Source organism: Chitinimonas arctica (assembly GCF_007431345.1).
GTDB lineage: Bacteria > Pseudomonadota > Gammaproteobacteria > Burkholderiales > Chitinimonadaceae > Chitinimonas > Chitinimonas arctica.
Map to the genome: position 1 here is coordinate 729,478 of NZ_CP041730.1, position 13,923 is coordinate 743,400.

The 13,923-nt window shown below is 67.4% G+C and carries 1 protein-coding gene; it reads right to left on the reverse strand.

Annotated elements, in window-relative coordinates; all coding sequences use genetic code 11:
* Positions 1-58: 58 nt before the first annotated feature.
* Positions 59-13,915 (reverse strand): non-ribosomal peptide synthetase, encoded by a 13,857-nt coding sequence (locus FNU76_RS03350; protein WP_308418603.1) that lies wholly within the window; start codon positions 13,913-13,915, stop codon positions 59-61.
* Positions 13,916-13,923 lie beyond the last annotated feature (8 nt).

Sequence of the window (13,923 nt, forward strand, 5' to 3'; positions counted from 1 at the left end):
TCCGATACCGTTGGATGCAAAATGCTCGTCGCGCTTAAACCGCCCTCCCTCGCTCCCCTTACGTTAGCCACCCCTCCAGCAGCGCCGCAAGCTTATCCACGTGCGGAGCCTGCAGCATGGTCATGTGATTGCCGCCGGTACCCCACATGCACGGTGCTTCCGCCAGGTCCTGCCAGCGTGGCAACTGGGCAAGGTGGTCGCCCTCGCTCACCACGTGCAGCACACCGGAATAGCGGCTGCCCGGCCGGTAGCGGGTGTTGAGATTGGTTTCGAACACCCGCACGATCCCGCGCAAGGCTGCCAGCGGTGTGGCCGCCGGGATCCGGCCGGTGGCCGCCAGCGCCGAGCGCAGCAGCCGTAGCTGCTCATCCGGCGCCAAGCCGGCCAAGTCTCGCCGCGTGACACCCAGGGGCTCACCTGGCCCCAGATCGTAGAGTTCGACCAGCTTTAGCAAGACTTCCAGCCTGGCGTGATGCGCCTGCCCTTCGCCATCCGGTGGCGTGGTATCGAGTAGCGTCAAGGTCGCCACCTGCTCACCGTCTGCCATCAGCTGGTGCGCCATCTCCAAGGCGATCCAGCCGCCGAAGGAATGCCCCAGCAAATGGTATGGCCCCCTTGGCGCGACCTCGCGGATGGCCCGGATATAGGCACGCGCCGCTGCCGGTACATCTCCATGCGGTACCAGATCGCCAAGCAAGCCGCGCGGTTGCAGGCCATGCACGGTCAGGCGGGCCGGCAACGCCCCGGCCAGGCCGGCGAAGGCGGTGACACTGGCGCCGGCGCCGGGAACACAGAACAGGGCGGGCGCCGTGGCGGCGTGGCCGGTCCGCAGGGTGAAACGGGGTGCGTAGCGGAATTCGGCACAGTCGGCGGGTTCGCTTGCCGCCCGCGCCAATGCTTCGCCCATGCGTTTGGCCAGATCGGCTGCGTGGGGCGCTTCCACCATGCTCATATGGTCCCCCGCCACGTCCAGCTTGAGCACGGCCGCGCAAGGCAGGCTGGCGCCATTGGGACGACTGGCCGGGTCGGCGTCTTGCGCGCTGAACAAGGTCACCGTGACGGGCAGGCGAGGCGGGATATAGTCCACCAGCGCCCGCTTGATGGCGTGCTGCACGGTCAACAACCGGGCGAGGGTGTCGATCGGCACCTGCGCCGGCAACAGCCCTTCCTCCTGGCAGATCGCCAGCATGGCATCGGTTTCCTGCCTCGCCGCCAGGTCGGCCAAACGGGTCCGCATGGCCTCGGGCACATTGGCCAGCAAGGTGTCCGTTTCGGTCAGCTCGGTCGAGTCATAGCGGTCCGGCGTATCCAGCATACCGATGAATTGCACCGCCTCGTCCGCGCCCAGCAATTGATGCGCCATCTCGTAGGCGATGGTACCGCCGGCGGACCAGCCGGCCAGCCGGTAGGGGCCATGCGGCTGGACCTGGCGGATCGCCCGCACATACCGGGCTGCCATCTCCTCCACTCGGCCCTGCGCTTGCTCCCCGGCCACAAGGCCGCTGGCGGCCAGGCCATAGACCGGCAGATCGGCCGGCAGGCTGCCCAACAGTTCGCCGACATAGGCGATCTCGCCGCCGCCGGGATGGATAAAGAACAGCGGCAAGGCGCTCCCGCCCGTGCGGAACGGAGTGAGATTGGCTGGCGGCCGTGCCGACACCGGCGCGGCCAAGGCCTGCGCCAAGCCGGCCACGGTGGGTGCGGCAAACAGCTCGCGCAAGGGGATATCCACACCCAGACGCTGGCGCAAGCGCGCCATCATCTGTACCGCCAGCAGGGAATGGCCGCCCAGTTGGAAGAAATTGTCGTGTCGCCCCACGCGGTCCACCTTGAGCAGCTCGGCCCAGATCGCGGCGACGGACTGTTCGGCTTCGCCCTGCGGCGCGGCATGGTCGTTACCGCCCACATCGGTCCGGGCCAGTCCGGCCGGCGCCGGCAGGGCCCGGCGTTCCAGCTTGCCGTTCGGGCTGAGCGGCATGGCGGCCAGGTGGACGAAGGCGGTCGGCACCATATAGTGCGGCAAGGCTTGCGCCGCCTGCTGCCGCAATGCCTCGGCGCTTACGGGGGCGCCGGTGTGGTACGCCACCAGGCGAACATCGTCGGCCACATCCTCGCGGGCGAGCACCACCACCTCCGCTACGCCGTCCAGGCGGGATAGCTGCGCTTCGATCTCGCCCAGCTCGATGCGGAAACCGCGCAGCTTGACCTGGAAGTCGTTGCGGCCCAGGTAATCCACCGTGCCGTCCGCCAGCCAGCGCGCCAGATCGCCGGTCTTGTATAGGCGCTGGCCAGGCTGAAACGGATCGGCGACATAGCGCTCGGCGGTCAGCTCCGGTCGATTGAGATAGCCACGGGTCAGGCCGTCACCACCGATGTACAGCTCACCGGCAACACCTACCGGCACGGGCTGGCCCCAGCCATCGAGGATATGGATGCGGGTATTGGCGATGGGCCGGCCTATGCCCGGGCAGGCCTTGTCCATGCGGGCCAGGGTGGACCAGACCGTGGTTTCGGTCGGCCCGTACAGATTCCACAGGACCGGTACCCGCGCCAGCAGCGCTTCGGCCAAGCCGAGCGGCAGTGCTTCGCCCCCGCAGATCACCTTGAGGGGCCGAGGCAGTATCGGCCAGTCCTGCTGCATCAACATCCGCCAAGTCGCCGGCGTGCCCTGCAGGAAGCCGACCTCCCAGCGCTCGATCAGGGTACGCAATTGCTGCGGATCGGCCGCCTGCCCGCGGCTGCCCAGTACCATGCGGGCACCGCAGACCAAGGGCAGGAACAGTTCCGGCACCGACATATCGAAGGACTGCGACGCCAGACTCAATAGCGTATCGGTCGCCGCCAGCCCCGGTTCCTGGCGCATGGCGTGCAGCAGGTTGGCGACGTTGCGGTGCTCGACCATGACGCCCTTGGGCCGGCCGGTTGAGCCGGAGGTGTAGATCACATAGGCCAGTTGTCGCGGATGCTGGCCACCGTGGTCGGGATTGTCGTCGGGGCAAGCCGCGATTTCGTCCCACTGCCTATCCAGCAACACCACGGGCGTATCGCCGATGGGCAGTTCGGCGAGCAGCGGTGCATGGGTCAGCAGGCATATGGGCTTGGCGTCGTCCAGCATATGGGCCAGGCGCTCGGTCGGATAGGCGGGATCCAGCGGCACATAGGCGGCGCCGGCCTTCAGGATGCCCAGCAATCCGACCATCAGGTCCAGGCCCCGCTCCACCGCCAGCGCGACCAGGCTGTCCGGCCCGGCGCCCCGGGCGCGTAGATAGTGGGCCAGTTGATTGGCACGCTGGTTGAGCAGCACATAGCTGATCGTCTGCTCGCCATGTATCACCGCCGTGGCACCGGGGGTAAGGGCTACCTGGGCTTCGATCTGCTGGTGCAGCAGCGCCCGTGGATAGTCGCCGGCGGTTTCGTTCCAGGCCAGCAACCGCGCTTGGGCGGCGGCATCCAGGATGGGCAGGCGAGCCGGTGCCTGGCTGTCGTCGACCACCATGGCGGCCAGCAAGGTGGTCCAGCTGGCCAGGAAGCGTTGCACGGTGGCCGGGTCGAACAAGGCGGTGGCGAAATTCAGCCCGCCGGCGATGCCGTCTTCGCTCTCCGCCAGTTGCAAGGCCAGGTCGCATTGGGCCGTCACCAATTCGCCGTCCATCTCCCCGAGTTCGAGTCCCGGCATGGCCAGATTGCCCGACGGCAGGTTTTGCCAGGTGAAAATGGTCTGGAACAAGGGCGTATGGGCCAGGCTGCGTGGGGGTTGTACGGCCTCCACCACCTGGTCGAAGGGCAGTGCCTGATGCTGCTGGGCGGCCAGGACTTGGGTCTTGGTGTGCCGCAGCAGCTCGGCTACGCTGGCTTGCTCGCCCGGTTTGATGCGCAAGGCCAGGGTATTGACGAAAAAGCCGATCAACGGCTCGACCTCGCTGCGCTCGCGCCCCGCCACCGGGCTGCCGATCAGCACGTCTTCCTGCTGGCCGAGGCGGCCCATCAGGATCGCCCAGGCAGACAGCAGCGTCATGTACAGGGTCACGCCATGACGCTGGCCAAGCGCCTTCAGCTCGCGGCTCAGCCGGGCATCCAGCTTGACCGAGAGGGTTGCGCCGGCATGGTCCTGCCGCGCCGGCCGGGGCCGGTCGGTGGGCAGCTCCAGCAGGGTCGGCGCGCCGGCCAGATAGTCGCGCCAGAAGGCGGTCTGGTCGTCGCCATCGGCCAGGGCCCTTCTTTGCCAGGCGGCATAGTCGGCATACTGGATGGCCAGCGGCGGCAAGGGATCGGGCTCCCCGCGCAGGAAAGCGCCGTACAGCTGGCTCAGCTCGTTCAGCAAGATGCCGACCGACCAGCCGTCCGAGCAGATATGGTGCATGACGATGTGCATTACATGCTCGTCCTCCCTCAGCCTTAGCAGCTGCACCCGTACCGGCAGCTCGCGGCTCAGGTCGAAGGACAGGGCGGTGTGCGCGGCAGCCAACCTGCCGGCCACCGCTTCGGCATCGGCCTGCCCGCGCAGATCATGCTGGCGGAGGCGCAATTCTGCTTGTGCCAGCACCCTTTGCACCGGCTGGCCGTCCACTTCCTCGAAACGGGTACGCAGCGCTTCGTGCCGGTCGAGGATGCCTTGTAGCGCACGCGCCAATACCCGCGAATCCAGCGCGCCGATCAAGCGCACGGCACCACTGATGTGGTAGGCCTCGCCGGCTCCGTCCATCCGGGTCAGGAACCACAACCTTTGCTGGGCCAGCGACAGCGGCAGCGGACCATCGCGGCGGACCGGCTCGATCGCACCGCCCTGCGCACGGGCGGCCACGGCGATGCGCAGGGCCAGTTGCGCCAGCACCGGCTGGTCGAACAACTCGGCCAGCGGCAATTCGACCGCCAGGCTGCCACGCAGGCGCGAAACCAGTTGCACCGCCAGCAGGGAATGGCCGCCCAGTTCAAAGAAATTATCTTCCCGCCCTACCCGCTCGACCTCGAGCAGGTCTTGCCACAGGCCGGCCAGCACCTGTTCGATATGGCCTTGCGGGGCGATATGACCGGACTTGCCCACCGCCAGGCCGGCCGGCGCCGGCAGGGCCTTGCGGTCCAGCTTGCCGTTCGGTGTCAGGGGCATGGCATCCAGCGCGACATAGGCAGACGGCAGCATATGCGCCGGCAAGCATTGCGCCGCGTATTGCCGCAAATTTTCGGCCACGGCCGGCGCACCGGTGTAATAAGCGACCAGGCGCACATCGCCTGGTACATCCTCGCGCGCCAAGACCACCAGCGCCCCCACTCCGTCGGCTCGGCCCAGTTGTGCTTCGATCTCGCCCAGCTCGATCCGGAAGCCGCGTAGCTTGACCTGGAAATCGTTGCGGCCCAGATAGGCGATGTTGCCGTCAGCCTGCCAGCGTGCCAGATCGCCCGTCTTGTACAAGCGCCGACCGTGCGGATCGGCGACGAAGCGCTCGGCCGTCAGCTCGGGCCGATTCAAATAGCCGCGCGTCACGCCATCGCCGCCGATATATAGCTCGCCCGGCACGCCGATCGGCGTCGGCCGCATGGCTTCGTCGAGGATATGGACCTGGGTATTGGCAATGGGCCGGCCGATATCGGGCTTGGGCTCGCTTAGCCGGCGCTGGGTGGACCAGACCGTGGTTTCGGTCGGTCCGTACAGATTCCACACGGCGGGAACCCGCGCCAGCAGCTGCTCGGCCAGGGCGGGCGGCAGCGCTTCGCCGCCGCACAGCACCTTGAGCGGGGTGGCCGTGGCCGGCCAGGGTTGCTGGACCAGCATGCGCCAGGTGGCGGGCGTGGCCTGCAGGATGGTGGCTGCCGATTGTGCGATCAAGGCGGCGAGACGCTCGGCGTTGGCCGCCTGTTCGCGGCTTGCCAGGACGATGCGGGCACCGCAGAGCAGCGGCAGCCACAGTTCCAGGGCGGCAATGTCGAAGGACAGCGAAGTTACGGCCAGCAGCACATCGCATTCATCCAGGCCAGGCTGGACCCGCATGGCGTGGAGGAAGTTGAGCAGATTGCCGTGCTCGACCATGACGCCCTTGGGCAAGCCGGTTGAACCTGAGGTGTAGATGACATAGGCCAGTTGCCCCGGGCCATGCCCGGCATGGTCGGGATTGGTATCCGGGTAGGCGGCGATCTCGTCCCATTGCGTATCCAGCAGCACGGACGGCACGTGGGTGCCGGGCAAGCCGGCCCGCAGCGCATCCTGGCTCAGCAGGCACAATGGCTTGGCGTCGGCCAGCATATGGGCCAAGCGTTCGGCCGGATAGGCCGGGTCCAGGGGCACGTAGGCGGCACCGGCCTTCAGGATGGCCAGCAAGCCCACCAGCATGGCCGGGCCGCGCTCGACCGCCAGCGCCACCAGGCTATCCGGTCCCGCGCCCCGGGCGCGCAGATAGTGGGCAAGGCGATTGGCGCGGCTGTTCAGTTCGCGATAGCTGAGCGACGCCTGCTCGAATACCAGCGCCACCACATCCGGTGTGCGGGCTGCCTGCGCTTCGATCAATTGATGCAGGCAGCGCTCGCGCGGATAGGCGGCGGCGGTGTCGTTCCAGCTTTCCTGCAATTGCGTACGCTCGGCCGCGGGCAAAACGTCGATGTGCTCGATCGCGCTTTGCGGCGCCGCCTGCAAGGCATGGACCAACCCCTCCAGCGCCGTTTCCATCAAGGCGCAGATGCGCTGCGGCGCGATACCTTCCACGACTTGGGCGGTCAGCACGAAACCCTCGCCCAGGTCGTCGATGGCCAGGCTCAAGGGGTAATTGGTGCGTTCCTGATTGGCCAGCCAGGCGATGCCATCGTCCACGGGCGCTTGTTCCGGTCCCTGTCCGCTGTAACGGTAATTCAGCAGGGCAGTGAACAAGGGCGTCCGGGCCGCCACAGCGCTGCAGCGCTGCGCCAGCGCCAGCGGCGCGTGCTCGTGGTGCAGCAGTTCCACCAGCAAGGCATGGGTGCGGTGCAGGCTTTGCTCCACGCCCAGCCCGCCCACGGCGATGCGCAGCGGCAGGGTATTCATGAACAAGCCCAAGGCCCGGTCGGACTGGGCCCCGCCTTGCATGCGGCCGAACAAGACGGTGCCGAACACGACCTCCCGGCGGCCACTGGTACGCGCGACCACCAGCGCCCAGGCCAGATGCATCAGGCTGGCGGCGCTGACACCCAGGCGGCGCGCCTGAATGCGGACCGCCCGGGCCAGTTCCACCGCCAGCGCCTGCTGTGCTTCGGCAATGCCGCTGCCGTCGCCTTGTACATCGAGCAGGCCGAAAGGTGCTGTCGGTTCATCGATATCGCCCAGCAAGCGGCGGAAAAAGGCTTCGTGCTCCGCCTGGCTGACGCCCAGCCTGGCCTGCGCGACAAAGTCGCGGAACGGTGCCGGCGGCGGCAGCGGCTGGCCCAGTTCGATGGCTTGGGCCTCTTCCACCAGCAGCTCCAGGGTGGTGTGGTCGATGGCCAAATGATGGGCGAGCACGCTCAACAGCCAGCGCCGGCCATCCGGCGCCGCCTGGCAGCGAAGCAGCGGCGCCTGGGTGATATCCAGCCGGTAGCGGCGCGGGTCGTAGCGCGCTTGCAATTGCGCGCCGATATCGCCATCCGCCTCATCCAGCGCCAACCATTCCAGCGGCAGCGTCGCCTGACGGCGCACCACTTGCAGCGGCTGCGGCAAACCTTGCCAGACAATGCCGGTCCGGAGGATATCGTGCCGGTCCATCACCGCCTGCAGGGCCGCCAGGAAGCGCTCCAGCCGCGGCAGCGAGTCGAAGGCCAGCAGATAGGATTCCAGATAGGCATCGGCGGCGGGATCGAGCAGGTGGTGGAACAGCATGCCCTCCTGCAAGGGCGCCAGCGGATAGATGTCCTGCACATTGGCGGCGCGGCCCTCCACCGTGGCGACAATGGCGTCGATGCCGGCCTGATCCAGGCTGACCAGGGTCAACATGGCGGGCGTGATGCGTTCGGCACCCGTCGGAATCAGGTTGGGCGGGACAACCACCGCGCGGCTTTCCGTCGTCAATTGCCCGGCCAGCTTGGCCAGCGTGGGTGCGCTGAACAGGCTGCGCACATCGGTGTGCAGGCCGGCTTGGCGCATGCGCTCGATCAGGCTGATGGCGAGCAGGGAATGACCGCCCAATTCGAAGAAGTTGTCCTGGCGGCCGACTGGTTCGATTTTCAGCAGCTCGGCCCAGATGGCGGCCAGGGCAATTTCGGTCTCGCCCCGTGGCGCTTCGTATTCGCGCACGCCATAGGCCGCCGTTGCCGGCGCCGGCAGCGCCTTGCGGTCCAGCTTGCCGTTGGGCGTGAGCGGCAGCGAAGCCAGCCGGACAAAGGCGGCCGGCACCATATAGGCTGGTAGCGAGCTGCTCAGCGCCTGCCGCAGCGCATCGGCATCGGGCGCTTGCTGGCCGGTGTAGTAGGCCAGCAGTTGCTGGTCCTGTTCCTCCCGCGCCAATACCGCCACCTGCTCGACCCCGTCGATACGGCGCAAGGCCGCTTCGATCTCGCCCAGCTCGATGCGGAAGCCTCGCAGTTTGACCTGGTGGTCGTTGCGTCCCAGATAGACGATCTGGCCATCCGGCCGCCGTCGCGCCAAATCGCCGGTGCGATATAGACGGGCGCCGGGCGCCGGATCGAAGGGGTCGGGGATAAAGCGCTCATCGGTAAGGTCGGGCCGGTTCAGATAGCCGCGCGCCACCCCTACCCCGCCGATATGAATCTCGCCTACCACCCCAACGGGCACGGCCTGGCCGCGGCGATCGAGGATATGGATGCGCATATTGCTGATGGGCCGGCCTATCGGCACCGCGCCGGCCACGATATCGCCCACTTCATGGACCACGCAGCCCACCGTGGTCTCGGTCGGTCCATAGTGGTTGAAGATGCGCATGGCCGGCGCATGCAGGCGCCACCATGCCAGGGTCGAACCTTGCAGGGCCTCGCCGCCTAGCACCAGGGTGCGGATACGGCCGGCCAGCGATTCGGCCGGGATGGCCTGGCGCAACAAGGCCAGATGCGAGGGGGTCAGCTTGACCGGACCCAGGTCCCGACCGGCCAATATTTGCTCGCGCCAACTGGCCAGGTCGTTGCCTTCGGGGCAGAGCCGGACGGCCCGGCCGCAGATCAGCGGCGGATACAGGCTGGTCAGGGTCAGGTCGAAACTGAAGGAGGTAAAGATCAGCGAGCCCTCCCCCCCCATCACGTCGAACTGCCGCATGATATGGGCCGAGTAATTGACGATGGCGCGATGTTCCACCATCACGCCCTTGGGTCTGCCGGTGGAACCGGAGGTGTAGATCACATAGGCCAGGTGTTGCGGCGTGATGCCGATCGCGGCGGCATCGAGGTCGCCGGCCGGATGCCCGGCGATGGCCGGCCAGTCGGCGTCCAGCGCGATCACCTCGGCGGCGCAGTCCGGCAGGCTCGCCCTTAGGTGCTGCTGGGTCAGCAGCACGGCCGGACCCGCATCGTCCAGCATGTCCCGCAGGCGCTGGGCAGGGTAGCTGGGGTCCAATGGCACATAGGCACCACCGGCCTTGAGAATGCCCAGCAGGCCGACCAGCAGGTCCACGCCCCGCTCGGCGCAGATGGCCACCAGCCGGTCCGGTCCCACCCCGCGCTGGCGCAGATGGCGCGCCAGCTGGTTGGCGCGGGCATTGAGCTGGCGATAGTCGAGCCGCTGGTCCTTGTCCTGTACCGCCAAGGCTTCCGGCGCGCGCGCCACCTGGGCTTCGAAGAGTTGATGCAGGCATTGTCCGGCCGGATATTCCCTGGCCGTGTCGTTCCACGCCCGCAATTGCGCGCGCTGGGCGGCATCCAGCAGGGGCAGTACCGCCACGACCTGCCGGTCGTCATCCACCATGGCCGCCAGCAAGGTGGTCCAGTAGCTCAGGTAAGCCTGGACGGTGGCCGGCTCGAACAAGGCGGTGGCGTAGTTGAGGCTGCCGCTGATGCCGGCTTTGTCCTCTTGCAAAGTCAGGGTCAGATCGAAGTGGGCACTGGACTGGGGCACGTCCGTCATCAGCGCGTCCAGCCCTGCCATGGCCAGCGTGCCGGCCGGTGCGTTCTGCCAGTCCAGCATGGTCTGGAACAGCGGGGTGTGGCTTAGGCTGCGCGGTGGCTTGAGCGCCTCCACCACCTGGTCGAAGGGTAGATCCTGATGCGCTTGCGCGGCCAAGACCTGCGTCTTGGTGCGCTTCAGCAGCTCAGCCACCGTGGGCTCGTCGCGCAGATCGATGCGCAAGGCCAGGGTGTTGACGAAGAAACCGATCAAGGGCTCGATCTCGGCCCGGTTGCGGCCGGCTACCGGACTGCCTACCACCACTTCGTCCTGATTGCCCAGGCGGGCGAGCAAAGCCGCCCAGCTGGCCAGCAGGGTCATATACAGGGTGGTGCCGTGACGCTGGCTGAGCGCCTTCAAGCCCTGGCTCAGCTGCGCATCCAGCCTGACTTCGATCGCTGCGCCGGCATGGTCCTGCTGGGCCGGCCGGGGCCGGTCGGTGGGCAGTTCCAGCAGCGTGGGCGCACCGGCCAGATTAGCGCGCCAGAAGGCCGCCTGGTCCTGCCCTTCGGCCAGCCAGTTGCGTTGCCAGGCGGCGTAGTCGGCGTATTGGATGGCCAGGGGAGGCAGCGGATTCGGCTGGCCCTGCAGGAAGGCGCCATACAGGCGGCTCAACTCATCCAGCAGTATCCCGACCGACCAGCCATCCGAGCAGATATGGTGCATCACGATCTGCAATAGATGCTCGCGCTCGCCCAATTGCAGCAGCAGCACCCGCAGCGGCAAGGCCTGCGTCAGATCGAAGGGGGTCGCGCCGTGGGTGGCGGCGATGGCCTGCCAGGCAGCATCATCCTGGCCGCGCAGATCGTGCTGCTGCACCGCCAGGGCGATATCGTCCCGGACGATTTGCAGCGGCTGGCCGTCGTGCAGTTGGAAGCATGTCCGCAGGGCTTCATGGCGGGCCACGATGGCCTGCAGCGCCCGGACCAGCACCGGCTTATCCAGCTCACCGCTCAAACGCACGGCGCCGCTGATATGGTAGGCCTCGCTGCTGCCCTCCATCTGGCTCAGGAACCACAGCCGCTGCTGGGCCAGCGACAAGGCCAAGGGGCCGCCACGGTCGGCCGGCGGGATGGCCTGCTGCTGCGCGGGGGCGCAGGCAGCCAGACGCTCCGCCAGTTGCGCCAGCAGCGGGTATTCGAACAGCTCGCCCAGCGGCACGTCCACTTGCAGGGCCTGGCGCAGCCGCGACAGCAGTTGCACCGCCAACAGCGAATGGCCGCCCAGCTCGAAGAAGTTATCGTGGCGGCCCACCTGCTCGACCTTCAGCAGCTCGGCCCAGATGGCGGCCAGCAACTGTTCGGTGTCGCCTTGCGGTGCTGCGTATTCACGCGCGCCATAGGCATCCCCTTCCGGTGCGGGCAAAGCTTTTCGGTCCAGCTTGCCGTTCGGTGTCAGCGGCAGACGGTCCAGCCTGACATAGGCCGCCGGCACCATATAGGCCGGCAGATGTTCGGCCGCATGGCGGCGCAGCGTCTCCGCCGCCACCGCTTCGCCACTGTAATAGGCCACCAGCCGCTTATCGCCCGGCTGGTCCTCGCGGGCGATCACCACCACTTCGGGCAGCAGGGCCGCCAGCTTGGCCTCGATCTCGCCCAGTTCGATCCGGAAACCACGGATCTTGACCTGGAAGTCATTGCGCCCCAGGTAGGCCACCGTGCCGTCCGCCTGCCAGCGTCCCAGATCGCCGGTCTTGTATATGCGCTCCCCGAGCTTGAACGGATCGGCCAGGAAACGCTGTGCCGTCAGTTCAGGCTGGTTCAGATAGCCACGGGCCACCCCGGCGCCGCCCACATACAACTCGCCGGTCACCCCCACCGGTACCGGCTGGCGCCGGCTATCGAGCACATACAGGCGTAGATCGGGGATGCGCACGCCAATAGGGCTGGGGCCGACCCGGCCGGTATCGCTGGCCAAGAGCGGGCAATAGCTGACATGCACGGTCGTCTCGGTGATGCCGTACATATTGACCAACTGGGTGGCGCGGTTGCCGGCCCGTTCGTACCAGGGTTTGAGCAGCCGTGTTTCCAGCGCTTCGCCGCCGAAGACGATCTGCCGCAACCGGTGCGGCTGTTCGGTCTGGGCCGCGATCAGCTGCTGGAAGGCACTGGGGGTCTGGTTCAACACCGTGACGCCCTGCTCGCACAGCAGCGCATAGAAATCGGCCGGCGAACGGGCCGTCTCAAGCGGCACCACCACCAGCCGGCCGCCATGGCTGAGTGCGCCCCACAATTCCCATACCGAGAAGTCGAAGCCGAAGGAATGGAACAGCGTCCAGACATCCTGGTCGTCGAAGCGGAACCAGGCGCGGGTCGCGCTGAACAGCCGGGCCAGCTGGCCATGCTCCACCATCACGCCCTTGGGCTGGCCGGTGGAGCCCGAGGTGTAGATCACATAAGCCAGCTGCTGCGGACCGGCACCGCCGGCGGGATTGTCGCCGGACAACCCGGACCAGCGGGCGGCATCGGCCTGCAGATCGAGCACAAGGTGCCCGTCCAGTTCGCCCAGCGCGGCACGGCCGGCCTGGTCGAGCAGGACCAGCGCCGGCTGGCTATCGGCCAGGGTGGCGCGCAGCCGTTCGGAGGCGTAGGCCGGGTCCAGCGGCACATAGGCGCCACCGGCTTTAAACACGGCCAGGATGGCGACCACCATCTCCACCCCGCGCTCCAGACAGAGGGCCACGCGTACTTCCGGCCCCACCCCCAGGCTGCGCAGATGGTGGGCCAGCTGGTTGGCGCGATGGTTCAGTTCGCCATAGCTCAGCTGCTGCTCGCCCCACACCAGGGCGGTGGCCTCCGGCCTGGCGGCTGCCTGTTGTTCGAATGCCTCATGTACGCAGCAGGTAGGCGGCAGCGCTGCGGCCTGGTTCCAATCCGACAACAGCAGCCGGCGTTCCGCCTCCGGCAAGATAGGCAGGCCGGCGACCGCCTGCGCCGCATCCAGCGCCATGGCTTGCAGCAAGCGCATCCAATAGCTCAGATACCGTTGCACGGTGGCCGGCTCGAACAAGGCCGTGGCGTAATTGAGACGGCCGCTGATGCCGGTTTCGTCTTCCTGCAAGGATAGGGTCAGGTCGAACTGGGTCGTGGTCTGGGCCATCTCGACGGGTGCCAGCTGCAATCCCGGCATCAACAGCTCGCCACCCTCGGCGGCCTGCCAGTCCAGCATGGTCTGGAACAACGGGGTATGGCTGAGGCTGCGCGGCGGCTTGAGCGCCTCCACCACCTGGTCGAAGGGCAGGTCCTGGTGGGCTTGCGCGGCCAGCACCTGCGCCTTGGTGCGCTTCAGCAAGTCGGCCACCGTGGGCTCGTCGCGCAGATCGATGCGCAAGGCCAGGGTGTTGACGAAGAAACCGATCAAGGGCTCGATCTCGGCCCGGTTGCGGCCGGCCACCGGACTGCCTACCACCACTTCGTCCTGATTGCCCAGGCGGGCGAGCAAAGCCGCCCAGCTGGCCAGCAGGGTCATATACAGGGTGGTGCCGTGACGCTGGCTGAGCGCCTTCAAGCCCTGGCTCAGCTGCGCATCCAGCCTGACTTCGATCGCTGCGCCGGCATGGTCCTGCTGGGCCGGCCGGGGCCGGTCGGTGGGCAGTTCCAGCAGCGTGGGCGCACCGGCCAGATTAGCGCGCCAGAAGGCCGCCTGGTCCTGCCCTTCGGCCAGCCAGTTGCGTTGCCAGGCGGCGTAGTCGGCGTATTGGATGGCCAGGGGAGGCAGCGGATTCGGCTGGCCCTGCAGGAAGGCGCCATACAGGCGGCTCAACTCATCCAGCAGTATCCCGACCGACCAGCCATCCGAGCAGATATGGTGCATCACGATCTGCAATAGATGCTCGCGCTCGCCCAATTGCAGCAGCAGCACCCGCAGCGGCAAGGCCTGCG